The sequence below is a fragment of the Vibrio alfacsensis genome (assembly GCF_019670485.1).
Classification (GTDB): Bacteria; Pseudomonadota; Gammaproteobacteria; order Enterobacterales; family Vibrionaceae; genus Vibrio; species Vibrio alfacsensis.
This window is the reverse complement of record NZ_AP024165.1, coordinates 18,157-44,979: the sequence shown is the minus strand read 5'-3', so window position 1 is coordinate 44,979 and position 26,823 is coordinate 18,157. Positions and strand designations below refer to the sequence as shown.

The following is a 26,823-nucleotide window of genomic DNA, read 5'->3' as shown; positions in this document are numbered from 1 at the left end:
CTTTGCTTTAATGCAATTACGCAGATTGTATATTCGAAGCTAGAGCTTAAGTTCGCGGAGGTAACACGGCGTTTGTGCTAGCAAATGAGTATTACCGACAAAGAAACTAACCTCCTTAGCGAAGAAGATTAGCCGCCTACCGCGATGTTCTTCATATCAGTCATATAGCCACGTAGCTCTTCACCAATGTATTCCACTGGGTGGTTACGGATAGCATCATTTACAGCGATAAGAGTCGCGTTATCTACTTGGTTAGAAGTTTCACCTAGCCCCTTACCAATTACGTCAGTATTTACTGCTGGCATAAACTTCTCACGTAGAAGCGGGGTTGCTACGTTAGCGAACAGGTAGTTACCGTATTCCGCAGTGTCTGAAATAACCACGTTCATTTCGTATAGACGCTTACGTGCGATTGTGTTCGCGATCAGTGGTAGCTCGTGTAGAGACTCGTAGTAAGCAGACTCATCGATGATGCCTGATGCCGTCATTGCTTCGAACGCTAGCTCAACACCGGCACGAACCATGGCAACCATCAAGATACCGTTGTCGAAGTACTCTTGCTCAGAGATTTCTACGTCAGTTTCTGGGTAGTTTTCGAATGCCGTTTCGCCCGTTTCAGCACGCCAACCTAGTAGGTTTGCATCGTCGTTTGCCCAGTCAGCCATCATCGTGCTAGAGAAGTGACCTGTGATGATGTCATCCATATGCTTGTTGTATAGCGGACGCATCAGCTCTTTTAACTCTTCAGAAAGCTCAAATGCTTTTACTTTTGCTGGGTTTGATAGACGATCCATCATGTGAGTGATACCACCAAACTTCAGTGCTTCCGTGATGGTTTCCCAACCGTATTGAAGAAGCTTACCTGCGTAGCCAGGATCGATACCATCAGCAATCATCTTCTCGTAACATACGATAGAGCCAGCCTGTAGCATGCCACAAAGGATGGTTTGCTCACCCATTAGGTCAGATTTCACCTCAGCAACAAAAGAAGACTCTAGACAACCAGCCCGGTGACCACCTGTTGCTGCAGCCCAAGCTTTCGCGATATCCCAACCTTCGCCTTTAGGATCGTTTTCTGGGTGAACAGCGATAAGAGTCGGAACACCAAAGCCACGTTTGTATTCTTCACGAACTTCTGTTCCAGGACACTTAGGTGCAACCATAACAACAGTCAAATCTTTACGGATTTGCATGCCTTCTTCAACAACGTTGAAACCGTGTGAATAGCCCAGAGCAGCGCCGTCTTTCATTAATGGCATTACCGTCTCAACAACGTTAGTGTGCTGCTTGTCTGGAGTCAGGTTTACGACTAGGTCAGCTTGTGGAATAAGTGTTTCGTAGCTACCTACTTCAAAACCGTTATCTTTTGCATTTTTGAATGACTGACGTTGTTCATCGATCGCAGCCTGGCGAAGTGCATAAGCGACATCTAAACCAGAATCACGCATGTTCAAACCTTGGTTAAGACCTTGAGCACCACAACCTACGATGACCACTTTTTTGCCTTTTAGGTAATCGGCTTCTGACGCGAATTCTTCGCGGTCCATAAAACGACAACGACCTAGTTGATCCAATTGCTCACGCAAATTTAGGGTATTGAAATAGTTAGCCATCTGGGCACTCCTTAACATTCTTCCATTGAGGTCGGCATTTGCTTTACCGAATGAGTTCATACTAAAACAGACACCCTGTTGCTGAAAGTGATATATTCACAATTACTTATTGCAATAAATGCAACATGGAAGTGAAGATTTAATGAACATCAAAAGCCTGCAATTATTCATTCATCTATGTGATAGTAAGAGCTTCGCTAAGACAGCGGCAGCAATGCATATCAGCCCATCAGCGCTAAGCCGACAGATTCAAAAGTTGGAAGAGGAAACGCATCAACAATTGTTTTTGCGTGATAATCGAAGTGTCGAACTTACCGTTCAAGCAAAGAAATTATTGCCAGTCGCACTTAAGATTTTAAGTGAATGGCAACAGTACCAAAGCTATATAAAAGGCACTGAAGATGATTTAAAAGGTGAGATCCGTCTATTTTGCTCAGTAACAGCGAGTTACAGTCACCTACCAGAGCTTATTTCTGAATTCCGCATACAACACCCTTTTATTGAATTCAAACTCTCTACTGGCGATCCAGCTCAAGCAATCGACAAAATACTAGCCGATGAGGCTGACATTGCTATCTCTGCAAAACCAGATCAACTTCCAGCCAAAGTCGCTTTCGAACCAATCAGTGAAATTCCGTTATCAGTTATTGCACCTGTCGGGGTAAGTAGCTTTGCGGAAGAACTACAAAAAGAAGAGCCCAACTGGTCGGCTATCCCTTTTATTCTCCCAGAAGCAGGCACAGCAAGAGATAGAGCGAACGTTTGGTTTAAGCAAATGAAGATCAAACCGAATATCTACGCGCAAGTAGCAGGACATGAAGCCATTGTCAGCATGGTGGCATTAGGATGTGGTGTCGGCATAGCACCAGATGTTGTCATCAACAATAGTCCCGTCAAAGAAAAAATTTCTCGACTTAAGGTATTACCGATTAAACCTTTTGAACTCGGTGTTTGTTGCGTTAAAAGTCAGCTAGAAAACCCATTAGTTAAAGCTCTATGGGAAGTCGCAGAGTGTAAATATATCTCTTTATAAGAACGCTAACGATAAGACCTGAGCATTTCTGCTAGGGCTTCGTCTAAATAAATGGCGGAACGGCCGGGCTTGCGTTCAAGCGGGACTCGTTGGTCAAAGACCAAGTTTATGCATATACGAAAAAGCCCCAGCATTTCTGCTAGGGCTTCGTCTGAATAAATGGCGGAGCGGACGGGACTCGAACCCGCGACCCCCGGCGTGACAGGCCGGTATTCTAACCAACTGAACTACCGCTCCACACGGTGACGGAGATTTCTCTCTATCCGGTAATCGCCGTTCAACGCGTTTACCTTAAAATTAAAGCCTGGCGATGTCCTACTCTCACATGGGGAAACCCCACACTACCATCGGCGCTATTTCGTTTCACTTCTGAGTTCGGAATGGAAATCAGGTGGGTCCAAAATGCTATGGTCGCCAAGCAAATTCTTTAATCTGGAAAGCTGTTTCTGTGTTCTCTACACAATCAAGTCTTGTTCTTGCTTTGAGTCCATCAAAACCCTTTGGGTGTTGTATGGTTAAGCCTCACGGGCAATTAGTATCAGTTAGCTCAATGCCTCACAGCACTTACACACCTGACCTATCAACGTCGTAGTCTCCGACAACCCTTTAGGATACTTAAAGTATCAGGGAGAACTCATCTCAAGGCTCGCTTCCCGCTTAGATGCTTTCAGCGGTTATCGATTCCGAACTTAGCTACCGGGCAATGCGTCTGGCGACACAACCCGAACACCAGAGGTTCGTCCACTCCGGTCCTCTCGTACTAGGAGCAGCCCCTTTCAATTCTCCAACGCCCACGGCAGATAGGGACCGAACTGTCTCACGACGTTCTAAACCCAGCTCGCGTACCACTTTAAATGGCGAACAGCCATACCCTTGGGACCGACTTCAGCCCCAGGATGTGATGAGCCGACATCGAGGTGCCAAACACCGCCGTCGATATGAACTCTTGGGCGGTATCAGCCTGTTATCCCCGGAGTACCTTTTATCCGTTGAGCGATGGCCCTTCCATTCAGAACCACCGGATCACTATGACCTGCTTTCGCACCTGCTCGAATTGTCATTCTCGCAGTCAAGCGGGCTTATGCCATTGCACTAACCTCACGATGTCCAACCGTGATTAGCCCACCTTCGTGCTCCTCCGTTACTCTTTGGGAGGAGACCGCCCCAGTCAAACTACCCACCAGGCACTGTCCGCAACCCCGATAAGGGGTCGACGTTAGAACATCAACACTACAAGGGTGGTATTTCAAGGACGGCTCCACAGATACTAGCGTACCTGCTTCAAAGCCTCCCACCTATCCTACACATGTAGGGTCAATGTTCAGTGCCAAGCTGTAGTAAAGGTTCACGGGGTCTTTCCGTCTAGCCGCGGGTACACTGCATCTTCACAGCGATTTCAATTTCACTGAGTCTCGGGTGGAGACAGCGTGGCCATCATTACGCCATTCGTGCAGGTCGGAACTTACCCGACAAGGAATTTCGCTACCTTAGGACCGTTATAGTTACGGCCGCCGTTTACCGGGGCTTCGATCAAGAGCTTCGACCGAAGTCTAACCCCATCAATTAACCTTCCGGCACCGGGCAGGCGTCACACCGTATACGTCATCTTACGATTTTGCACAGTGCTGTGTTTTTAATAAACAGTTGCAGCCACCTGGTATCTGCGACTCTCGTCAGCTCCATCCGCAAGGGACTTCACCATCAAGAGCGTACCTTCTCCCGAAGTTACGGTACCATTTTGCCTAGTTCCTTCACCCGAGTTCTCTCAAGCGCCTTGGTATTCTCTACCCGACCACCTGTGTCGGTTTGGGGTACGATTCCTTACAATCTGAAGCTTAGAGGCTTTTCCTGGAAGCATGGCATCAATGACTTCACTACCGTAGTAGCTCGACGTCGTGTCTCAGCCTTAGAAAGAGCCGGATTTACCTAACTCTTAAGCCTACGCACTTGAACCTGGACAACCGTCGCCAGGCCCACCTAGCCTTCTCCGTCCCCCCATCGCAATTGTAAGAAGTACGGGAATATTAACCCGTTTCCCATCGACTACGCCTTTCGGCCTCGCCTTAGGGGTCGACTTACCCTGCCCCGATTAACGTTGGACAGGAACCCTTGGTCTTCCGGCGAGGAGGTTTTTCACCCCCTTTATCGTTACTCATGTCAGCATTCGCACTTCTGATACCTCCAGCATGCTTTACAACACACCTTCAACGGCTTACAGAACGCTCCCCTACCCAATGAAGTAAACTTCATTGCCGCAGCTTCGGTTTATTACTTAGCCCCGTTACATCTTCCGCGCAGGCCGACTCGACCAGTGAGCTATTACGCTTTCTTTAAATGATGGCTGCTTCTAAGCCAACATCCTGGCTGTCTGAGCCTTCCCACATCGTTTCCCACTTAGTAATAATTTGGGACCTTAGCTGGCGGTCTGGGTTGTTTCCCTCTCCACGACGGACGTTAGCACCCGCCGTGTGTCTCCCGGATAGTACTTACTGGTATTCGGAGTTTGCAAAGGGTTGGTAAGTCGGGATGACCCCCTAGCCTTAACAGTGCTCTACCCCCAGTAGTATTCGTCCGAGGCGCTACCTAAATAGCTTTCGGGGAGAACCAGCTATCTCCAGGTTTGATTGGCCTTTCACCCCTAGCCACAAGTCATCCGCTAATTTTTCAACATTAGTCGGTTCGGTCCTCCAATTGATGTTACTCAATCTTCAACCTGCCCATGGCTAGATCACCTGGTTTCGGGTCTATATCCAGAGACTGAACGCCCAGTTAAGACTCGGTTTCCCTACGGCTCCCCTAGATGGTTAACCTTGCCACTGAATATAAGTCGCTGACCCATTATACAAAAGGTACGCAGTCACAGGACGCAATGCCTGCTCCTACTGCTTGTACGTACACGGTTTCAGGTTCTATTTCACTCCCCTCACAGGGGTTCTTTTCGCCTTTCCCTCACGGTACTGGTTCACTATCGGTCAGTCAGTAGTATTTAGCCTTGGAGGATGGTCCCCCCATATTCAGACAGGATATCACGTGTCCCGCCCTACTCGATTTCACTGAATGTGCGTTGTCGACTACGGGGCTATCACCCTGTATCGCCGGACTTTCCAGACCGTTCGTCTAACGCATATAAAGCTTAAGGGCTAGTCCAATTTCGCTCGCCGCTACTTTCGGAATCTCGGTTGATTTCTTTTCCTCGGGGTACTTAGATGTTTCAGTTCCCCCGGTTCGCCTCATTAACCTATGAATTCAGTTAATGATACTAGCTTATGCTAGTGGGTTTCCCCATTCAGAAATCCCAGACTCAAATGGTTGTTACTACCTAATCTGGGCTTATCGCAAGTTACTACGTCTTTCATCGCCTCTGACTGCCAAGGCATCCACCGTGTACGCTTAGTCACTTAACCATACAACCCCAAAGAGTTTCAGAAGAAATCTTGAGTTTGTTGTTTAAACAACCAAAGTTGCTATCTCATTATTTGAATGAGCGAGATAGCTATCGATTTTGCCGGACTCAAATATGTTTTGCTTTCGCAAAACCCAAGAACACTTGAATGTGTTTTTGTGTATTCATCGAAATGAATACTTTGAGAACTTTACAAACAAATGCTTATCTATTTAAGACAAGATTTGTTTTGTCAGCTTTCCAAATTGTTAAAGAGCTAATCACTTCTCATGAAGTAACCATTTTTAAAAACACTCTGCTTTCTGTTTTAAAGAAAGTGTGCTTAAAGATGGTGGGCGATACCGGGCTCGAACCAGTGACCCCCTGCTTGTAAGGCAGGTGCTCTCCCAACTGAGCTAATCGCCCACATGAGTTTTACGTCTCGTGGTAGACGTCAAGAATGGTGGAGCTATGCGGGATCGAACCGCAGACCTCCTGCGTGCAAGGCAGGCGCTCTCCCAGCTGAGCTATAGCCCCATCTTGAGAGTCATTTCTAAAAAAGAAATGGTGGGTCGTGCAGGATTCGAACCTGCGACCAATTGATTAAAAGTCAACTGCTCTACCAACTGAGCTAACGACCCAATGGTATCCCGTAGGGGAGTCGAACCCCTGTTACCGCCGTGAAAGGGCGGTGTCCTAGGCCTCTAGACGAACGGGACACTGGATTGAAGATATTGGGATATCTTCGTCTCTTTTACTTTATAAACCGTATCAATCTGTGTGGACACTCATCGTGAGTAATCATCGTATAAGGAGGTGATCCAGCGCCAGGTTCCCCTAGCGCTACCTTGTTACGACTTCACCCCAGTCATGAACCACAAAGTGGTAAGCGTCCTCCCCGAAAGGTTAAACTACCTACTTCTTTTGCAGCCCACTCCCATGGTGTGACGGGCGGTGTGTACAAGGCCCGGGAACGTATTCACCGTGGCATTCTGATCCACGATTACTAGCGATTCCGACTTCATGGAGTCGAGTTGCAGACTCCAATCCGGACTACGACGCACTTTTTGGGATTCGCTCACTTTCGCAAGTTGGCTGCCCTCTGTATGCGCCATTGTAGCACGTGTGTAGCCCTACTCGTAAGGGCCATGATGACTTGACGTCGTCCCCACCTTCCTCCGGTTTATCACCGGCAGTCTCCCTGGAGTTCCCGACATTACTCGCTGGCAAACAAGGATAAGGGTTGCGCTCGTTGCGGGACTTAACCCAACATTTCACAACACGAGCTGACGACAGCCATGCAGCACCTGTCTCAGAGTTCCCGAAGGCACACCTGTATCTCTACTGGCTTCTCTGGATGTCAAGAGTAGGTAAGGTTCTTCGCGTTGCATCGAATTAAACCACATGCTCCACCGCTTGTGCGGGCCCCCGTCAATTCATTTGAGTTTTAATCTTGCGACCGTACTCCCCAGGCGGTCTACTTAACGCGTTAGCTCCGAAAGCCACGGCTCAAGGCCACAACCTCCAAGTAGACATCGTTTACGGCGTGGACTACCAGGGTATCTAATCCTGTTTGCTCCCCACGCTTTCGCATCTGAGTGTCAGTATCTGTCCAGGGGGCCGCCTTCGCCACCGGTATTCCTTCAGATCTCTACGCATTTCACCGCTACACCTGAAATTCTACCCCCCTCTACAGTACTCTAGTCTGCCAGTTTCAAATGCAATTCCGAGGTTGAGCCCCGGGCTTTCACATCTGACTTAACAAACCACCTGCATGCGCTTTACGCCCAGTAATTCCGATTAACGCTCGCACCCTCCGTATTACCGCGGCTGCTGGCACGGAGTTAGCCGGTGCTTCTTCTGTAGGTAACGTCAAATCCATACGCTATTAACGCATGAACCTTCCTCCCTACTGAAAGTGCTTTACAACCCGAAGGCCTTCTTCACACACGCGGCATGGCTGCATCAGGCTTGCGCCCATTGTGCAATATTCCCCACTGCTGCCTCCCGTAGGAGTCTGGACCGTGTCTCAGTTCCAGTGTGGCTGATCATCCTCTCAGACCAGCTAGGGATCGTCGCCTTGGTGAGCCCTTACCTCACCAACTAGCTAATCCCACCTAGGCATATCCTGACGCGAGAGGCCCGAAGGTCCCCCTCTTTGGCCCGTAGGCATCATGCGGTATTAGCCATCGTTTCCAATGGTTATCCCCCACATCAGGGCAATTTCCTAGGCATTACTCACCCGTCCGCCGCTCGCCGCCCAACAAATCCTCCGAAGATTCAATGTTGTCGCTGCCGCTCGACTTGCATGTGTTAGGCCTGCCGCCAGCGTTCAATCTGAGCCATGATCAAACTCTTCAATTTAAGATTTTGTTCGGCTCAATGAATACTGACTTCAAAACTGCTCTTACTCGAAAGTAAGAAGTAATTTTAAAGCTATTATCGTTCCAACAGAACGATAATGAATTGACTGTGCCAAGCCTTTCGACTCGTTTGGTCACTCAGTTCATTGAAACCTAATTTGATACCGATGTATCTAATTGGATTATCATCAACGAGTGCCCACACAGATTGATAGGTCTATATTGTTAAAGAGCTTTCCTATTGAGCTTTGCTCAAATCGGACGGCCATTTTAGCGAGATAAAGTTTAGTGTCAACCACTTTTTTCAAACTTTCTTTCAAGCGTTTCCACTTGGCTAATTGGCTTGCTAACTTGGTTTGCGTTCCTTTCGGAGCGTTGCCGTGTCAGCGAGGTGGTATTATAGAGATTGCGATCACATTGGCAAGCCCTTTTTTACGTTTTTTTTGATTTTCTTATCGTTCGGATAAAATTGCAGCAAAAACACTTAAAAGAGCACGTTATTTCTACAGTTCTTTGAATTTATCTGCAAAAAGAGCCACTTTTTCCCAGTTGGTGTATTCCACTTCTTTGGTTGTATCGGTTTCACCACCTGTCATCGACATAATGAACTTAATCATCGTTCGATCAAACCAATGATAGCGAGGGTAATAAAGAGCTCCTGCAAAGACACCTATTAACGTAGGTTTCCAAGGTGACTTAATTAGGAACTTACGAATATAGGCACTACCTTCAGGAGTATCCTTACCTTGATCTTCTTTACGGGCAGTAAGGTTCACGCAGAAAAACGCCACTTTGCTTTGCGCAAGTTGATTCAAGTTTCGTTCAATAAACTGGTATAGCTTCTTATTAAGATGACCATAGCGAATAGACGCTCCAATCAATACTCTGTCGTATTGGCTAAAATCAATCGTCTTTACATTATGTAAATCCACCAACTCGCATTCGAAGTCTGTGAGTTGCTCATCTATATAGTGGAGAATTTTTTTTGTCTGCCCTTCACGCGAAGAGTATAGAAATAAAGCTTTTGCCACGATTTCTCCTTAGCTACGCCAGAATGTCGGCGTGAGTAAAATAAGTAAGGTAAATATTTCCAAGCGACCAAATAGCATAGAAACAATCAGCACCCATTTAGCATTATCATTTACATCACCAAAATGAAGAGCAACTTCTCCCAACCCTGGTCCTAAGTTATTCAATGTGGCGGCAACAGCGGAAAATGCACTTAACTCATCCATCCCTGTTGCGATCAGCGCCAACATACAAACGACGAACACTAAGGCATAAGCAGAGAAAAATCCCCACACCGCATCAACCACGCGTTGAGGCAAAGCCGTTCCTCCCACTTTAATAGTGTAAACCGCGCGAGGGTGAACCAGCCGCTTTAGTTCACGTGCACCTTGTAAGGTCAGCAGCAGAATACGGATCACTTTCATGCCGCCGCCAGTCGAACCTGCACACCCCCCTATAAAAGAAGAGAACAATAGCAGCACTGGTAAAAACAATGGCCAGTCAGCAAATCCAGTTGTGGTAAAACCCGCCGTAGTAGAGATAGACACGGTCTGGAATAACGCTTGGTCAAAGGCGTCATATGGGGAGTCATACGAGTGGTGATTCAACAGTAATAAGAAGCACACCAAGAACAGGATAACTTGAATAAAGATGAACGCGCGAAACTCTGGATCTTTCCAATAGTATTTAGGATGCACACCGCCAGACGCAAACGCGGCGAAGTGCAAAGAATAGTTACATGCCGAAATCAACAAGAAGACAACGGTGATCATATTGATGGCGTAGCTATCAAAATAACCCATGCTGGCGTCGTGGGTTGAGAAACCACCAATGGCTATGGTTGAGAAACTATGGCTGATCGCATCAAACGGCGTCATGCCTGCCAACCAAAATGCTAAGGCACATGCAATAGTCAAACTCAGATAGATATACCACAGTGCTTTTGCCGTTTCAGCTATGCGCGGAGTCATCTTAGTATCTTTTACTGGCCCAGGAATTTCAGCGCGATATAACTGCATACCTCCGATACCAAGAACCGGAAGAATTGCTACAGCAAGAACAATGATACCCATACCACCAAACCATTGAAGCAACTGGCGATAGAACAAAATGGCTTTGGGTAATTCATCCAATCCAACAATGACTGTCGCACCGGTGGTCGTTAAGGCAGAGAAAGACTCAAAAAAGGCATCGGTTACAGAAACGTTTGGATTATCTGCAATCAAAAAAGGAATAGCGCCTGCACTACCTAGAACTGTCCAAAAGAGAACAACAATAAGAAAGCCATCACGTGCTTTAAGCTCGTGCTTATGCCTTCGGTTTGGAAACCAACATACCCCTCCCCATAAAAGGAGAACAAAAAATGTCGTGACAAACGGTACACCCGCACCATCTCTATAGATAAGTGCAACCAGTGCAGGTGCGAGCATTGTGACACTAAAAAGCGCGAGCAATAGCCCGACGATTCGAATAATTGAACGAAATTGCATGGATTGATTGACTAGCGAAGCTGTCCCTGTGGCTTCCTATTTTTCATTATTGTCCGTCTAATGGGGTGACAATTGCCTTTGCACCACTTTTGTTGATGATAGTCTGGGTAAACGCGCTCACTTCACGTAGCTCGATTTCCACAACTAATGCCACCTGAACGCTGTATTCGGCATCGACTTCAACCGCACCGAACTGAGGCATTAACGACTGTACGATAGGCATAAAGCCATAGTCTAACTCTAGTCTGAGCTTTGTGGTTATTTTTTTCTCAATTGTTTGAAGCTGCTTGAGAGCTTGTTGTACACCACCACCATAAGCTTTCACAAGTCCTCCCGTACCTAACCGAATACCACCATAGTAACGCGTCACTACGGCCGTGATTTCTCCGACACCTGATCCTGACAATTGAGCAAGTATTGGCTTACCTGCAGTACCGGACGGTTCTCCATCATCACTAAACCCCCACTTCATTGAATCTTCTGGCCGGCCAGCAACAAAACCCCAGCAGTTATGTCTTGCGTCAGAGTGTTTGGATTTTATCTGTTCCACAAATGCTTTCGCCTTTTCCACGCTCGGTGTATGAGCCAAATAAGTAATAAAGAGACTCTTTTTGATCTCTTCTTCAAATTGCACAGGCTCTGCTGGAATCAGATAAGGTTGGTCATTCATAGGATTACGTCACTTTTCTCTTTGTTCAAAGTCTATCACGAGACCGATTTACACGTCGCATAAGATCTGCACTAGCGCACAATGTTAAACACTTGTTTAAAAAATGTATTGAAATTGGCCAATCTGCGGTCCAAACTAATCCCACTGGTCTAACCAGAATAAGAATAAAACGACTTTCCTCTATATCTATTTGTTGTATCACACGGCATTTAGCCAACATCAAATCGGTATACAGACAATCCAAGATTGTATGTCATGGAGATAGACAATGATTTACCAAGCCGAAACCCTACAGGTAAAGGAAGTACACAATGGTATTGCAGAGCTTAGCTTCTGCTCTCCGAAATCCGTCAACAAGCTCGACCTAGCAACACTAGAGTCACTCGACAAAGCACTTGATGCCTTGATTGCGCATCAAGGACTGAAGGGCTTGATGCTCACCTCAGATAAAGACGCGTTCATTGTTGGCGCGGACATCACCGAGTTCTTAGGTCTTTTTGCCAAGACAGACGCTGAGCTCGATCAGTGGCTGCAATTTGCGAACAGCATCTTCAATAAACTGGAAGACTTACCGGTCCCGACGATCTCGGTACTAAAAGGTCACACATTAGGTGGCGGTTGTGAGTGTGTACTTGCAACTGACATGCGAATTGGTGACAAGACCACCAGCATCGGTCTTCCTGAAACTAAGTTAGGCATTATGCCGGGCTTTGGTGGTTGTGTCCGTTTACCACGCGTGATCGGTGCCGACAGCGCAATGGAAGTGATCACTCAAGGTAAAGCGTGTCGTGCGGATGAAGCATTAAAGATTGGTCTTCTTGATGCCGTTGTTGATACCGACGCACTTTACGAGTCAGCACTCAAGACACTGACCTCGGCAATCAACGAGAAGTTGGACTGGCAAGCTCGTCGTAAGCAAAAGACATCACCACTTACGCTAAGTAAGCTTGAATCAATGATGAGCTTTACCATGGCGAAGGGTCTAGTGGCTCAGAAAGCTGGTCCTCATTACCCAGCTCCAATGACAGCCGTTATTACTATTGAAGAAGGCGCTCGCTTTGCTCGTAACGAAGCACTCGACATTGAACGTCAGCACTTCGTAAAACTGGCTAAGTCTGAAGAAGCAAAATCACTGGTTGGTTTATTCCTTAACGACCAATACATCAAAGGGCTTGCGAAAAAATCAGCTAAGTCAGCGAGTAAAGACACGCAACGTGCGGCTGTACTTGGTGCAGGTATCATGGGCGGCGGCATCGCCTACCAATCTGCATTAAAAGGCGTACCGGTGTTAATGAAAGACATCGCGCAACCTTCACTCGATTTAGGCATGACTGAAGCATCTAAGCTACTAAATAAACGCTTATCTCGTGGTCGCATTGATGGCTTTAAGATGGCTGGTATTTTAGCGTCTATCACACCAAGCCTACATTACGCAGGCATCGAAGAATCAGACGTGATTGTTGAAGCCGTAGTAGAAAACCCGAAAGTAAAAGCAGCAGTTTTGAGTGAAGTCGAATCACATGTCGGTGAAGACACGGTTATCACCTCAAACACCTCGACGATTCCAATCAATCTATTAGCGAAATCGCTAAAACGTCCAGAAAACTTCTGTGGCATGCACTTCTTCAACCCAGTGCACCGCATGCCTCTTGTTGAGATCATCCGTGGTGAACATACCTCTGATGAAACCATCAATCGTGTTGTCGCCTACGCAGCGAAAATGGGCAAATCACCAATTGTCGTCAATGACTGCCCTGGGTTCTTTGTAAACCGCGTATTGTTCCCATACTTTGGTGGCTTTAGCATGCTACTTCGTGATGGCGCGGACTTTACGAAAATCGACAAAGTCATGGAACGTAAGTTTGGCTGGCCGATGGGACCTGCATACTTGCTCGATGTCGTTGGTATTGATACTGCTCACCACGCACAAGCCGTTATGGCGCAAGGTTTCCCAGAGCGTATGGGTAAACAAGGTCGTGACGCGATCGATGCACTGTTCGAAGCAAGCAAATACGGTCAGAAAAATGGCAGTGGCTTCTACAGCTACACCATAGATAGAAAAGGTAAGCCGAAGAAAACCTTCTCTGAAGAGATCTTGCCGGTGCTCGCTGATATTTGTGCCGATAAGCCGTTCCATGACAAAGAACGTTTTGACGAACAAACCATCATTCAACGTATGATGATTCCAATGATCAACGAAGTGGTACTGTGTCTACAAGAAGGCATCATTGCCACTCCACAAGAAGCGGATATGGCTCTGGTTTACGGTCTTGGTTTCCCTCCATTCCGCGGTGGCGTATTCCGCTACCTAGATAGCGTAGGTATTGCTGAGTTTGTTGCAATAGCAAAACAATACTCAGAGCTCGGTGCAATGTACCAAGTACCACAGATGCTGATTGATATGGCAGAGAAAGGCCACCCCGTATATGGAAAAACCTTTTACGGTGCACAACAGCAAGGTTCTATCTAAGGAGGGATGCAAAAATGACTAATCAAACAAGAAATGTTGTCGTAGTCGATTGTCTACGTACTCCAATGGGTCGCTCTAAAGGTGGTGCTTTCCGTCATACGCGAGCAGAAGATCTGTCTGCGCGCCTAATGAAGGGGATTCTTGCGCGTAACCCAGAGGTAAACCCAAGCGAGATTGAAGATATCTACTGGGGCTGTGTACAACAAACACTAGAGCAAGGCTTTAACGTTGCACGTAATGCCGCGCTACTTGCTGGTCTGCCAATTGAGATTGGCGCCGTGACGGTTAACCGCCTGTGTGGTTCATCCATGCAAGCGCTTCACGACGGTACACGTGCCATCATGACGGGTGACGCTGAAATCTGCCTAATTGGTGGTGTTGAGCACATGGGCCACGTACCAATGAACCACGGCGTGGACTTCCACCCTGGTATGTCAAAGACAGTTGCAAAAGCCGCCGGCATGATGGGGTTAACCGCAGAAATGCTTGGCAAGCTTCATGGCATCAGCCGACAACAACAAGATGAGTTTGCTGCTCGTTCTCATGCCCGAGCGCATGCCGCGACGGTAGAGGGCCGCTTTAAAAACGAAATCCTACCGATTGAAGGCCATGCAGCCGACGGCACGCTGTTCACCCTAGATTACGATGAAGTAATTCGTCCTGAAACATCTGTAGAGGGCCTATCTCAACTGCGTCCTGTATTCGATCCAGTAAACGGCACCGTCACTGCAGGTACATCATCGGCATTGTCTGACGGCGCTTCAGCCATGCTGATCATGAGCGAAGAGAAAGCCAATGAACTTGGCTTAAAGATCCGCGCACGTATTAAAGGCATGGCTATTGCGGGCTGCGATCCATCTATCATGGGTTATGGTCCTGTTCCTGCAACGCAAAAAGCACTTAAGCGTGCTGGTCTTTCAATTGAAGACATGGATGTGGTTGAGCTCAATGAAGCATTCGCTGCACAATCACTACCGTGTGCGAAAGACTTAGGTTTGCTTGAAGTAATGGATGAAAAGGTCAACCTCAACGGCGGTGCGATTGCATTGGGTCACCCACTTGGTTGTTCAGGCTCGCGCATTTCAACCACGCTGATCAACCTAATGGAAGACAAAGACGCAAAATATGGTCTGGCAACCATGTGTATTGGTTTAGGTCAGGGTATTGCAACTGTATTTGAACGTCCATAATGGTTCAATGGTCGTCGTGATCGACCCAACAATCACAAGCAAATGAACCAATACTGAAAATTTTTAGTATTACACTTAAGGGCGGCATCTAATGTCGCCCTTTGTTTTACGCCAAACATTGCTTGTATGCATAAAAAGCATGCATTAAATGATCAAGTTTCATTTTATTCATAGGCAAAGAAGACATACACTTAGCAGCAGTTGATATCTTGCTGCATGTGACCCAGAGTCACGCTACCGCACAATCGGAGAACCTTATGTTTAATGCTCTAGTTCTAAATCAAGAAGACAAACGTACTATCGCTAGCATCGAGCAAATCGATGAAACACAACTGCCTGAAGGCGACGTTCTGATTGACGTTGATTACTCATCGTTGAACTACAAAGACGGTCTTGCAATTACAGGTAAAGGTAAAATCATCCGTAACTTCCCGATGGTGCCGGGTATTGACCTAGCAGGTACAGTCGTAAGCTCAGAAGACGACCGCTACCAAGCAGGCGACAAAGTTGTTCTTACTGGTTGGGGTGTGGGTGAAAACCACTGGGGTGGTATGTCTCAACGCGCTCGCCTAAAAGCGGATTGGCTAGTACCGCTACCTAAAGGTCTAGACAGCAAGAAAGCGATGATGATTGGTACTGCAGGCTTTACTGGCATGCTATGTGTTCAAGCACTGCTGGATGCAGGCATCAAACCTGAAGCGGGTGAAATCTTAGTAACAGGCGCAAGTGGTGGCGTTGGCTCTGTCGCAGTAACGCTTCTAGCACAGCTTGGCTACAAAGTTGCAGCCGTGACAGGCCGTGTTGAACAAAACGGTCCGCTATTAGAAAAACTAGGTGCGAGCCGCATTATTGATCGTGTTGAGTTTGAAGAACCAGCTCGTCCGCTTGAGAAGCAAGTATGGGCAGGTGCCGTTGATACCGTAGGCAGCAAAGTACTAGCAAAAGTATTGGCGCAAATGGATTACAACAGTGCCGTCGCGGCTTGTGGTCTAGCAGGTGGCTTCGATCTACCTACCACGGTGATGCCGTTCATCCTACGTAACGTTCGTCTACAAGGTGTGGATTCTGTTTCATGCCCATTTGAAAAACGTACCGCAGCATGGGAAAAATTGGTTGAACTACTACCAGACAGCTACTTCGAACAAGCTTGTACTGAGGTAGAACTAGCAGAAGCACCAAAATACGCTGAAGACATCACAAACGGCCAAGTAACTGGTCGCGTGGTTATCAAGCTATTTAACCCTTCGATAGAATAAACAAAGCCGGGTCATTGCCCGGCTTTTTGCTATTTCGATTATCGGAAAAATTAGTCCAATCCCATATCTTCAATTCGCTTGGCAATAAGACGACTACATTCTTCACGAACCACGGCACGTAACCATTCTTGAGCGGGAGAGTGCTCGCAACGCGCATGCCAAATCATCGAATATTCAAACGGCGTGAATTGGAATGGTAATGGCTTCACTACTAAGTCATAGCGATCAGCAACCAAGTACGCCAAATCCGCCGGCACAGTAATTATGATAGGTAAAGTATCGACGATCGCCAATGCTGCTTCCAAATGGTAAGCACGTAGCACCATTTTACGTTTTGGCTTTTCAATTAAGGCTTGTTCAATCAGCGCTTTGACTCCATCACTAATCGCAATCATCGCATGCGGATAGCGAAGGTAATCATCTAAGCTCATCTCTTTATCAGCTAGCGGGTGTTGTTTGGAGAGCATACACAATACACCGACTCGACCAAGCACTTCGCTACGCAGTGGTTCAACAGGACCGGTAGGGCGACAAATAGCGAGATCGGCACTCTCATAAGTCAACTGATCAGATAAACGATCGTGTTGCAGTGGCAAGAAGTTAAAAGACACATTCGGCGCTTCTTGATAAATACGCGGCAAAGCAAAAGGAAGAATTGTCTGCATCGCATAATCTGTGGTGGCGATATTAAAGGTTTGATCGCAATTACGTGGATCGAACTCGCGTGGCGACAACAGCTGACGTAAAGACTCCAATGGATCACCTAAGGAACGATCGATTTCTAACGCCTTTTGCGTTGGGATCAAATGCTGACCTTGCCGCGTAAACAATGGATCGCCGAGCAGATCGCGTAAGCGCCCGAGTACACGACTCATAGCCGATTGGCTTAAATTGAGACGCGTTGCTGCCTTGCTGACACTACTCTCTTCAATCAGTACGCGCAACGCAACCAATAAGTTAAGATCTCGACGATAGATATCTTCTAATTCCACGATTTGCCACTTATCATGTAGGGGATTTAGATAAATTGTACTCTTCAGGCAAAAAAAATCCCGCCTTTCAGCGGGGAAGCCCAAGAAAAATGGGGATAGTGTCGGAATGAAGTGTCGTTAAGTTTGGTGAGCGGTATATCGATAGGTTCCGAATACAGCAAAAAAGCGCTAATTTTCTTGCTCTGATGCACCTGACCATTTGTGCATCTCAATCCAAATCCCAATAATCGTTGCACTCATGCCTACGAGAGGCATTAATGAGGTTTCAGCTGGCGTTCTAAGCACAAGCGCACAGAACGAGATAAAGCACAAAACCGAATAGATGGTTAGTCTGTCTAACGCTGTTAACATCGTCTCTCCTTGCCAGTTGTTACCAAATTGTTAATTTAAGGTAAATCAAAAAATTCAGTTTGCCAAGTGGTTATTGAATATTTTTTCAACGAAAGTAAAATTCACCGCTAAGTTAGCTATGAGAATCACATTATGAGTTTTAATCCTGAACTGGCGACCAAGACATTAGAGGCGGAAGGATTACGCTGCCCAGAGCCAGTAATGATGGTCAGGAAGACAATTCGAACTATGCAAGATGGTGAGGTGTTGCTAGTAAAAGCAGATGATCCATCGACAACTCGAGATATCCCGAGTTTCTGCAGATTTATGGATCACCAATTAATAGCGGCACAAACGGAACATCTCCCATACCAGTATTTAATTAAGAAAGGTTTGGAGTAATCTCAGCAGAATCAAAAACGGCAGCCCATGAGGCTGCCGTTTGTTTATTCATCGTATTCTAGCGTGCGAACTTCTGATTGTAGCTTGTTCAATTGTTTGCGCATCGCGCGCATTTCTTCATGCATCGGAATAATGTGTGCAACCCGAATCCACGCTTCTACTGTTAAACCAGTAAGAATAAAAGACCCTGCCACGATAGGTAGCCACATATCCGTCAACACCATTGCCAATAAGCACAGTGCCAAACCAAAGGTGAATAAGTAACTCTGACTTTTTGGAGACATCCCCATATAACGTGTAAGCATAAACTTGCCCTCTCGCCATCATTCACACCATTAAATTACCATGACAAGTATGACACTAATACGTCATTCGTCACGGTCCTGAATGATTTTGAGTCAGAGTTTGAACTCGCGCATTCCCTATCTACTTATTGATAATTCGCATCATTTTAGAGTATATAAATCAAAACAACGCCGCACCTATAGCAAGCGCGATAAACAAGAATGCGGTAATTTTACGGATCAGCCCTAACGGCATCTTGTCTGCCGATAATTTACCGATCAGAACCACTGGCACATTCGCGAGCAGCATACCGATCGTCGTACCGAGAATCACCCAACTGAGCGCATCAGCATACTGCGCCCCTAGAATCGAAGTCGCGATCTGAGTTTTATCTCCGATCTCTGCAACAAAGAAAGCAATAAAACTCGCAATAAAAGGACCTCGATTAGAAATCTGCTCGTCGTCATCTAACTTATCTGGGATCAGCACCCAAGCGGCCATCGCGACAAAACTGACCACCAGCACCCATTTTAAAATGTCAGGAGACAGATAGTCCGCCACAACCACACCTAGCCATGCAGCCAAAGCGTGGTTGGCAATGGTTGCCAAAAAGATTGCAGCAATAATAGGGATTGGTTTACGGTAACGACTGGCAAGTAATAGAGATAGCAATTGGGTCTTATCGCCAATTTCTGCTAACGCTACGGTAGTAATTGAAATAGCTAAAACGCTCACGACATGCTCATTGGGGCGGGATAATTATTATAACCATAGACAAACCTCACGCCCCACCCCGGTTCATGATGATTTGTCTAAGGTCTTGCTAAACTCATCAGATGATAAGTCTCGAACGCCATGGTGATTTTGCACCAATTATGTTGACGAACGAACCGAATGAAACTGGCATTTCATCAAGTAAGCTACTCCCCAAAGACAAGGCAATTCTAATTATAACGACGCGTCATCTCAAGCTCCGTTTTGTAAGTAAAAATCACCCCAAAAGCTCAATTTTCATCTCTATTAGCTAAATATGCCAAGAATTAGGCAAACTTAGCGGTTCTGGCTATGAAATAAGCAAGATTAGCTCTACTCCCACGCACAATATCTGGGTATACTTGATCGTTATTTTATTCAACCGTCATTACTCCAAACGTCATCATTTAGGCACCAAAGCCTTACTGTTTGACACAATGCGAGTAATTAGAGAATCGCGCGAACCGACTTATGCAAAAATACGATATCAAAACCTTCCAGGGAATGATCCTCGCGCTGCAGGATTATTGGGCTCAAAATGGTTGCACCATTGTTCAACCGCTAGATATGGAAGTAGGTGCGGGTACCTCTCACCCAATGACCTGTCTACGAGCGCTTGGCCCAGAGCCAATGTCTACAGCTTATGTACAACCATCTCGTCGTCCTACCGATGGTCGTTACGGTGAAAACCCTAACCGCCTTCAACACTACTACCAATTCCAAGTAGCATTGAAACCATCACCAGACAATATCCAAGAGTTGTACTTAGGTTCTCTAGAAGTTCTTGGTATTGACCCACTTGTACACGACATTCGTTTCGTAGAAGACAACTGGGAAAACCCAACACTAGGCGCATGGGGTCTAGGCTGGGAAGTATGGCTAAACGGCATGGAAGTGACTCAATTTACTTACTTCCAACAAGTTGGTGGTCTTGAGTGTAAGCCAGTAACAGGTGAAATCACTTACGGTATCGAACGTCTAGCAATGTACATCCAAGAAGTAGACTCGGTTTACGACCTTACTTGGAACATTGCACCAGACGGCAGCAAAGTGACATACGGTGATATCTTCCACCAAAACGAAGTAGAGCAGTCGACTTACAACTTTGAACACGCTGACGTGGAATTCCTATTTGGTTTCTTCGAGCAATGTGAGAAAGAGTGTAAAGCGCTACTTGAGCTAGAAAAGCCACTACCTCTACCAGCATACGAGCGCATCTTGAAAGCCGCTCACGCGTTCAACCTTCTAGACGCACGTAAAGCGATCTCAGTAACTGAACGTCAACGCTACATCCTGCGCATCCGTGATCTGACTAAGTCAGTAGCAGAAGCCTACTACGCATCGCGTGAAGCACTTGGCTTCCCAATGTGTAAAAAAGAACAAGCGTAAGGGAGCGATATAACATGGCAAAAGAATTTCTAATCGAGCTAGGCACAGAAGAGCTACCACCAACGCAACTTCGTACTCTAGCGGAAGCATTCGCAGCAAACTTCGAAGCAGAACTAAAAGGCGCTGAGCTTGCTCACGAAGGCGTGAAATGGTTCGCAGCTCCTCGTCGTCTGGCTCTTAAAGTGGCAGCGCTAGCAGAAAGCCAATCAGACAAAGTAGTAGAAAAACGTGGTCCTGCTGTTTCAGCAGCATTTGACGCAGAAGGTAATGCAACAAAAGCAGCTCAAGGTTGGGCTCGTGGTTGTGGTATCACTGTTGATCAAGCTGAGCGCATGGTGACAGACAAGGGTGAATGGCTTCTATTTAAACAAGAAGTGAAAGGTCAACCGACATCAGAAGTTGTTGTAGAACTTGCAGCAAAAGCACTGGCTAACCTACCTATTGCTAAACCAATGCGTTGGGGCAACAAAACAACTCAGTTTATTCGCCCAGTAAAAACGCTAACCATGCTTATGGGCAGCGATCTAATCGAGGGTGAAATCCTTGGTGTAGCATCTGATCGCACTATCCGTGGTCACCGCTTCATGGGTGAAAAAGAGTTCACAATCGATTCTGCTGAGCAATACCCTGCGATCCTAGAAGAGCGCGGTAAAGTAATGGCAGATTACGAAGCGCGTAAAGCAATCATTCTAGCTGACGCAGAAAAAGCGGCAGCAGCAGTTGGCGGTATCGCTGATCTAGAAGATGACCTAGTAGAAGAAGTAACGTCTCTGGTTGAATGGCCAGTAGTACTTACAGCGAAGTTCGAAGAAGAGTTCCTAAAAGTCCCTTCTGAAGCGTTGGTTTACACAATGAAAGGTGACCAAAAGTACTTCCCCGTCTATTCACATGAGAATGGCGATGAAAACAAGAAGCTACTACCGAACTTCATCTTTGTATCAAACATTGAATCAAAAGAGCCTCGCTACGTAATCGAGGGTAACGAGAAAGTGGTTCGTCCTCGTCTTGCTGACGCAGAGTTCTTCTTCAACACAGACCGTAAGCGTCCGCTTATCGACCGTCTGCCTGAACTAGAGCAAGCGATCTTCCAAAAGCAGCTCGGTACCATCAAAGACAAAACTGATCGTATCGCCGCTCTTGCTGGCTACATTGCAAAACAAATTGATGCCGATGTTGAGAAAGCAACACGTGCAGGCCTACTGGCCAAATGTGACCTAATGACATCAATGGTATTCGAGTTTACGGATACTCAAGGTGTCATGGGTATGCACTATGCACGTCATGATGGCGAAGATGAGCAAGTCGCTTTAGCACTTTACGAGCAATACATGCCACGCTTTGCGGGTGATGAACTGCCATCTAACGGCGTGTCATCTGCGGTTGCAATGGCAGACAAACTGGACACTATCGTAGGTATCTTCGGTATTGGTCAAGCTCCGAAAGGTTCAGACCCATTTGCCCTTCGTCGTGCGTCACTAGGTGTATTGCGCATCATCGTAGAAAATGGTTTCAACTTAGACTTGGTTGATCTGATCCACGAAGCAAAAGTTCAGTTTGGCGACAAACTAACGAATGAAAACGTAGAAACTGACGTTCTTGAATTTATGCTTGGTCGCTTCCGTGCATGGTATCAAGATGCTGGCTTTAGCGTAGACATCATTCAAGCGGTATTAGCTCGTCGCCCGACTAAACCAGCAGACTTCGACCAACGCGTTAAAGCGGTTTCTCACTTCCGTGAACTGGAAGCGGCAGAAGCGCTCGCAGCGGCGAACAAGCGTGTAGGTAACATTCTTGCGAAATTCGATGGCGAACTAGCAGCAGACATCGACCTAGCACTTCTACAAGAAGACGCAGAGAAAGCACTAGCAGAAAGCGTTGAAGTCATGACAGAAGCGTTAGAGCCTGCATTTGCAACGGGTAACTACCAAGAAGCCCTAAGTAAGCTAGCTGACCTACGCGAGCCAGTTGATGCGTTCTTTGATAACGTGATGGTAATGGCAGACGATGAAGCACTTAAGAAGAACCGTCTGACACTACTGAACAACCTGCGTAACCTGTTCCTACAGATTGCAGATATCTCTGTTCTTCAGAAGTAAGATTATTGAGATACGTTCGATTGAAAGGGAAGCAAAGGCTTCCCTTTTTTACGTCTAATGCTAAGGTTAAGCCTATTATGAAATCTCATGACTAGGTAACTTATGTTAGTCGTACTGGTAGAAGACAACGAAATCCTCAATCATCATTTAACGTCACAACTTAAAGATCGTGGCCACACGGTTTATGCTGACCGTAGCGCTTCTTCCAGTTTACAAACAATTCAAAAATACCCCAATGCCGATGCTATGATCATTGACCTCGGTCTCCCTGACTTCGATGGCATCACGCTGATCAAACAAATTCGTCGTAAAGAAATTAGCGTACCCATTTTGATTCTAACCGCTCGCAGTAATTGGCAAGACAAGGTTGAAGGTTTAAATGCTGGAGCTGATGATTACTTAACCAAGCCATTCCAATTAGAAGAACTGCTTGCTCGCTTGGAAGCCCTCGTTCGCCGATACCAAGGCTTTTCCCACTCCGTCATTAAAGCAGGAGATATCACTCTTGATACCCAAGCGAAAAGCATTGTTTATGGCGAGAAAACATTAGACCTAACTGCGCTTGAGTATCAAATTTTTGAGCTTTTAATACGAAACAGCCAAAAGATACTGTCAAAAGAACAGATTGCCGAATCTTTATATGACATCGAAGGCAGTGTTCAACTCAACAATATCGAAGTGATTGTTTCTCGCTTACGTAAAAAACTCACTCAACACAGTCATGACAAGATTATTAGTACTATTCGAGGACAAGGCTATCGCTTTGAATTAGAGGCCAAATAAACGTAATGAAACGGTTGATTTCCAGTTCTTTTCGCCGGCGGGTACTCTTTATAACAACCCTTATTGGTACTACCTATCTCTTCACCATTAGCAGCTTCATCTATCACATAGAAAAAGATAAGTTATTTGAAGATTACGCATTGGATCTCGTTAGCCATATCCCTGCCATTACTAACGAATTGCTCGCCTCTAACCAAGTGACACCTATCGATAAATGGGATGAAATTTACCCCAGTGAATCCTCTCGATTTTCCATGTTTATCTGTGACGAGCAAAACAATGAACTTTGGCGATCAATGAATGATGAATCACGTCAAAAACTCATTGCTAAGGGAATTTCAGTTCCAAACATCGATAATTTTTGTATTGACCCGCTTCTACCCACAAAAATTAATCAGTTTAAATTAATACAAACAAAACAAGGTTCTGCTTTTATTGCTCATGTCATTCCTTTAGACAAAACACCATACAACCCTCAAGGCAGAATCGTACTACTGCGCAGAATGGAGGACAAAGTTGCCTACCTCAATCAATTAAAATTCAATGTTGCTGCATTCTCTGTCATTAGCGCTTTGTTAATTATATTCATTCTCTATCTTGTCTATCGTTGGGGATTTAAACCTTTTAAAGTACTAGAAAAAGAGCTCAATGAAGTCAAAACCAATAAAAAAACAAAGTTAGTTAAGGATTACCCAGAAGACTTTTTACCGATCACTGGAGCCCTAAACGAGCTGATGTTTCAACAACAAGAAAATGAACAACGATACCAACGAGCATTGAATGACCTCGCTCATAGCCTAAAAACTCGAGTCGCCGTTTCTCAGGCCCTACTTGATGAACTTGATGAGGGAAATACACACGCAATCAATCAACAACTACTAGAAATGGATGATGTCATACAAGGCCAACTGAAGCGTGCATCCTTTGGTGTAAAGGGGATCGTAGAAAACACAACACTTATCAAGCCTCTCCTAAACAGTTTATTACTTATGTTTGATAAAGTTCATATAGATAAAGGAATCTCTGTTGAGCTGTTTCTTAGTGATGAGCAAACCGTATCAATGAACAAAGCCGATGTAATGGAAGTCTTTGGAAACATTTTAGAAAATGCTTATCGGTATGCAAAGAAACGTATCGACATCGTGGTCAATAATACCGAATCCGGCATCATCCTGACTTTTAGTAACGACGGCCCTCCCATTGACGAATCGATCAGTGCGAACTTATTTAAGCGGGGCGTACGAGCAGATGAACAAAATCCAGGAACTGGATTAGGCCTAGCCTTATGTGACGAAATTATTCATAGCTATAAAGGGGCAATTTGGTTTGAGACCCCAAATGACCCATCCATGGGTGCGAGCCTAAAAGTACTGTTACCTTACCGCTAATCTTGTTGAGACAAGCTAATATCGACTCGGCGATTTAGTTCACGTCCAAAGGCATTAGAGTTACTGCTCACAGGATGGCTTTCTCCATCTGAACGTGATGCAGCAACCTTTTCATGAGTGCCATCGAGATAACGTGCTACGGTTTGTGCTCGTTTTAGGCCCAAATCAAAGTTATACGAATCACGACCTTTCGCATCGGTATTCCCAACGACTAATAAGGATGCCTCTGGTAGCTTAGTAAGGTGTTGGTTTAACTTATTCAATATATGCTCTGATTGCGCGTTTAAGCTCGCTTTATCAAAATCAAATAGCACCCTTGCTGCTATCTCACCTCGTGTTTTTTCTGAAATCTGAGCTCGGCTGAGTAAGTAAGCACCACAAGACCTATCAATTCCAGCTTGTTCTAACTGTGACAACAATACTGGTTCAAGTGATAGCTGCTCGTCATGCAAGGTAATTTGCATAAATGGCCCTTGGTGATATTTCACCGCAACCCGAGGGCTAAGAGCAACCGACTCTTGATATTGGTTCTTACCTTGTTGGCAATAGTAGTACAAAGCTTCATTCGTATTGTTTTGTGCCCATGCGGCAAGAGGGGCAGCGGTAATAAATGCTAATATAAGTTTCTTCATATTTGAGTTCTTCATAAAGATAAGTGTCCGACTTCTTCAGTGATCAAAGCAAGAATCTGATCGAGTATTTCGTCTTTGTTTTCTGCCTTAAATACATTCTCTTTTCCGACGCACTTTTTTAGTCCTGTATTGGCTTTTAAATCGTAATCAAAACCAATGACCGCCATACGAGCACTCATAGATTCGCCTTTTGACGTCACCATACCTAAACTTTTATTACCTTGAACATTGGCTCTATCGGGCAAGTAACCGACATTTTTTAGTTCCCCACCACCAACGATATTTCGGATATTGCTACACATACCTTTGTCCACCAATTTGGGAGTTTGCTCAGCATAGTGATTCCAGTCTTCTCCATCAGAAAGGATAATAATGAGTTGCTTTGGTTTATCTGCAAGCATGGTAATGATTTGTCCAGCGCGAATGATCCCTTGCAATGACGCCGTACCACCACCAGCCTTAAACTTTTTGACTTTCTTATTAAAACTTTCAAAGTTCGTTTCATAAAAAATATCGTTAAACCTGGCGTCATCATCGCCGTTTGGTACTCTCTTCGCTTCCCCTTTGATCTTAAATTGTTGTTCTATCGTTTTCTTAAAATTAACTTCATCATCTTTATCGTACTGCCCCATTTTGTTAATAATGCGTTGGTCACGAACAATGAGTTCATCATCACTATTCGCATTAATGGTTCGACGATTAAAACCGGTTAATGCCACGCGGTTTTGTTTATCTGGATTCAGCTTATTGAATTTATCTAGCTCATCAGTCACATCTTCAATGATGTCTTTTAGATCTTGTATTTTACTTTTATGACCTCCGCTCCAATCCAAATTCATGGATTCAGAAAAGTCGACCACAAAAGTGATATCGAGAGCTTGGCTTTGATAACGCCGAGCTTTAGAGGATCCAGTCACATTAAAGGTTTTGCCAAATCCGACCATCGCATCATTACCGGCAAACCAGGACTTATGTTGACTAAGACCAGCAACACGATACTCAAAATAGCGTGCTTCCCCCCGCTCTAAGCCTGCTTGACATTCTGGTAACGCGTCACAAGAAAGGCGCTCCACTTGAATATCTTCAACGGATTCGACATCGTATAAATAGTGCTCAATATATCGTTTGGCGAGTGCGTTATCGTTCGAATCTTCCGCCGATACAGCCAATACCGCTGCTTCTGCTGCCTCTTCTAATCGAGCTTTTGTTTGCAAAGCTCTCGCCCCATCAGAGCCCAACATGAACACGCCAAACAACGCTGGAATGATCATCGCAAATAACATTGCTGCATGACCCGA

Annotated in this window: 19 protein-coding genes, 5 tRNA genes and 3 rRNA genes; 9 read left to right on the top strand and 18 right to left on the bottom strand. The window is 45.7% G+C overall.

All coding sequences use genetic code 11. The features are described from left to right. Positions 1–128: 128 nt before the first annotated feature. On the bottom strand, positions 129–1,613 hold the full coding sequence (gene ilvC / locus VA249_RS00225) for a ketol-acid reductoisomerase (protein WP_221068430.1): 1,485 nt from the start codon (positions 1,611–1,613) through the stop codon (positions 129–131). A 142-nt stretch (positions 1,614–1,755) separates the two neighbouring features. Between ilvC and ilvY the strand changes: the two genes are divergently transcribed. Then, a complete protein-coding gene (ilvY, locus tag VA249_RS00220) occupies positions 1,756–2,646 on the top strand; it encodes an HTH-type transcriptional activator IlvY (protein ID WP_221068429.1) in 891 nt (296 codons plus the stop codon). Between the two features lie 160 nt (positions 2,647–2,806). Here the strand turns inward: ilvY and VA249_RS00215 are convergent. The 11 genes from VA249_RS00215 to VA249_RS00165 form a co-directional block, all read right to left on the bottom strand. Next, positions 2,807–2,883: transfer RNA gene (locus tag VA249_RS00215), tRNA-Asp, on the bottom strand. 65 nt (positions 2,884–2,948) lie between these two features. Then, positions 2,949–3,065 (bottom strand): 5S ribosomal RNA (gene rrf, locus VA249_RS00210). A gap of 92 nt (positions 3,066–3,157) precedes the next feature. Continuing rightward, positions 3,158–6,050: ribosomal RNA gene (locus VA249_RS00205) — 23S ribosomal RNA — on the bottom strand. Positions 6,051–6,378: 328 nt separating this feature from the next. Further along, positions 6,379–6,454 (bottom strand) — tRNA-Val (locus VA249_RS00200). Between the two features lie 35 nt (positions 6,455–6,489). Continuing rightward, positions 6,490–6,565, bottom strand: a tRNA-Ala gene (locus tag VA249_RS00195). 28 nt (positions 6,566–6,593) lie between these two features. Next, positions 6,594–6,669: transfer RNA gene (locus VA249_RS00190), tRNA-Lys, on the bottom strand. 2 nt (positions 6,670–6,671) lie between these two features. Then, positions 6,672–6,747, bottom strand: a tRNA-Glu gene (locus VA249_RS00185). A 90-nt stretch (positions 6,748–6,837) separates the two neighbouring features. Further along, positions 6,838–8,392: ribosomal RNA gene (locus VA249_RS00180) — 16S ribosomal RNA — on the bottom strand. Together the 16S, 23S and 5S rRNA genes with 5 tRNA genes alongside form the textbook arrangement of a ribosomal RNA operon. Positions 8,393–8,894: 502 nt before the next feature. Further along, on the bottom strand, positions 8,895–9,422 hold the full coding sequence (gene hemG, locus VA249_RS00175; protein ID WP_221068428.1) for a menaquinone-dependent protoporphyrinogen IX dehydrogenase: 528 nt from the start codon (positions 9,420–9,422) through the stop codon (positions 8,895–8,897). A gap of 9 nt (positions 9,423–9,431) precedes the next feature. Then, the gene (locus VA249_RS00170; protein WP_221068427.1) at positions 9,432–10,889 is read right to left on the bottom strand and encodes a TrkH family potassium uptake protein; all 1,458 of its coding nucleotides are present in this window, start codon (positions 10,887–10,889) and stop codon (positions 9,432–9,434) included. A 46-nt stretch (positions 10,890–10,935) separates the two neighbouring features. After that, positions 10,936–11,559, bottom strand: a complete 624-nt coding sequence (locus VA249_RS00165; protein ID WP_221068426.1) for a YigZ family protein — start codon at positions 11,557–11,559, stop codon at positions 10,936–10,938. A 268-nt stretch (positions 11,560–11,827) separates the two neighbouring features. Between VA249_RS00165 and fadB the strand changes: the two genes are divergently transcribed. The 3 genes from fadB to acuI all read left to right on the top strand — a co-directional run bounded on the left by fadB (position 11,828) and on the right by acuI (position 16,475). Further along, a complete protein-coding gene (gene fadB / locus VA249_RS00160; RefSeq protein ID WP_221068425.1) occupies positions 11,828–14,029 on the top strand; it encodes a fatty acid oxidation complex subunit alpha FadB in 2,202 nt (733 codons plus the stop codon). A gap of 14 nt (positions 14,030–14,043) precedes the next feature. Next, positions 14,044–15,219, top strand: a complete 1,176-nt coding sequence (fadA, locus tag VA249_RS00155; RefSeq protein WP_221068424.1) for an acetyl-CoA C-acyltransferase FadA — start codon at positions 14,044–14,046, stop codon at positions 15,217–15,219. A 257-nt stretch (positions 15,220–15,476) separates the two neighbouring features. Next, the gene (acuI, locus tag VA249_RS00150; protein ID WP_221068423.1) at positions 15,477–16,475 is read left to right on the top strand and encodes an acrylyl-CoA reductase (NADPH); all 999 of its coding nucleotides are present in this window, start codon (positions 15,477–15,479) and stop codon (positions 16,473–16,475) included. 50 nt (positions 16,476–16,525) lie between these two features. Here acuI and VA249_RS00145 read toward each other — a convergent pair whose 3' ends face one another. Together VA249_RS00145 and VA249_RS00140 are read right to left on the bottom strand one after the other, a co-directional pair. Next, positions 16,526–17,467 carry a LysR family transcriptional regulator gene (locus tag VA249_RS00145; protein WP_221068422.1) on the bottom strand — a complete coding sequence of 314 codons (942 nt, stop codon included), beginning with the start codon at positions 17,465–17,467 and terminating at the stop codon, positions 16,526–16,528. Between the two features lie 168 nt (positions 17,468–17,635). After that, positions 17,636–17,818, bottom strand: a complete 183-nt coding sequence (locus VA249_RS00140) for a hypothetical protein (protein WP_038870247.1) — start codon at positions 17,816–17,818, stop codon at positions 17,636–17,638. A gap of 132 nt (positions 17,819–17,950) precedes the next feature. On the opposite strand from VA249_RS00140, the gene tusA reads away from it, so the two are divergent. After that, complete coding sequence (gene tusA / locus VA249_RS00135) at positions 17,951–18,199, top strand: sulfurtransferase TusA (protein ID WP_211915663.1); 249 nt, start codon at positions 17,951–17,953, stop codon at positions 18,197–18,199. A 44-nt stretch (positions 18,200–18,243) separates the two neighbouring features. On the opposite strand, the gene VA249_RS00130 is transcribed toward tusA, so the two are convergent. Then, positions 18,244–18,504 (bottom strand): hypothetical protein, encoded by a 261-nt coding sequence (locus tag VA249_RS00130; RefSeq protein ID WP_221068421.1) that lies wholly within the window; start codon positions 18,502–18,504, stop codon positions 18,244–18,246. A 160-nt stretch (positions 18,505–18,664) separates the two neighbouring features. Beyond that, positions 18,665–19,219, bottom strand: coding sequence for a TMEM165/GDT1 family protein (locus tag VA249_RS00125; RefSeq protein WP_221068420.1), 555 nt, complete (start codon positions 19,217–19,219; stop codon positions 18,665–18,667). 489 nt (positions 19,220–19,708) lie between these two features. On the opposite strand from VA249_RS00125, the gene glyQ reads away from it, so the two are divergent. From glyQ to VA249_RS00105, 4 genes are all read left to right on the top strand, one after another. Continuing rightward, a complete protein-coding gene (gene glyQ, locus VA249_RS00120) occupies positions 19,709–20,626 on the top strand; it encodes a glycine--tRNA ligase subunit alpha (RefSeq protein ID WP_221068419.1) in 918 nt (305 codons plus the stop codon). Between the two features lie 14 nt (positions 20,627–20,640). Beyond that, positions 20,641–22,722 (top strand): glycine--tRNA ligase subunit beta, encoded by a 2,082-nt coding sequence (gene glyS, locus VA249_RS00115; RefSeq protein WP_221068418.1) that lies wholly within the window; start codon positions 20,641–20,643, stop codon positions 22,720–22,722. Positions 22,723–22,824: 102 nt separating this feature from the next. Beyond that, the gene (locus tag VA249_RS00110) at positions 22,825–23,505 is read left to right on the top strand and encodes a response regulator transcription factor (RefSeq protein WP_221068417.1); all 681 of its coding nucleotides are present in this window, start codon (positions 22,825–22,827) and stop codon (positions 23,503–23,505) included. 5 nt (positions 23,506–23,510) lie between these two features. Continuing rightward, positions 23,511–24,893 carry an ATP-binding protein gene (locus VA249_RS00105; RefSeq protein WP_221068416.1) on the top strand — a complete coding sequence of 461 codons (1,383 nt, stop codon included), beginning with the start codon at positions 23,511–23,513 and terminating at the stop codon, positions 24,891–24,893. Here the strand turns inward: VA249_RS00105 and VA249_RS00100 are convergent. Continuing rightward, a complete protein-coding gene (locus VA249_RS00100; RefSeq protein WP_221068415.1) occupies positions 24,890–25,525 on the bottom strand; it encodes an OmpA family protein in 636 nt (211 codons plus the stop codon). The two genes, VA249_RS00105 and VA249_RS00100, sit on opposite strands and share 4 nt — an antisense overlap. Before the next feature lie 11 nt (positions 25,526–25,536). After that, positions 25,537–26,808: a vWA domain-containing protein gene (locus VA249_RS00095; protein ID WP_420864278.1), complete on the bottom strand. Its 1,272-nt coding sequence runs from the start codon at positions 26,806–26,808 to the stop codon at positions 25,537–25,539. Between the last annotated feature and the right edge of the window lie 15 nt (positions 26,809–26,823).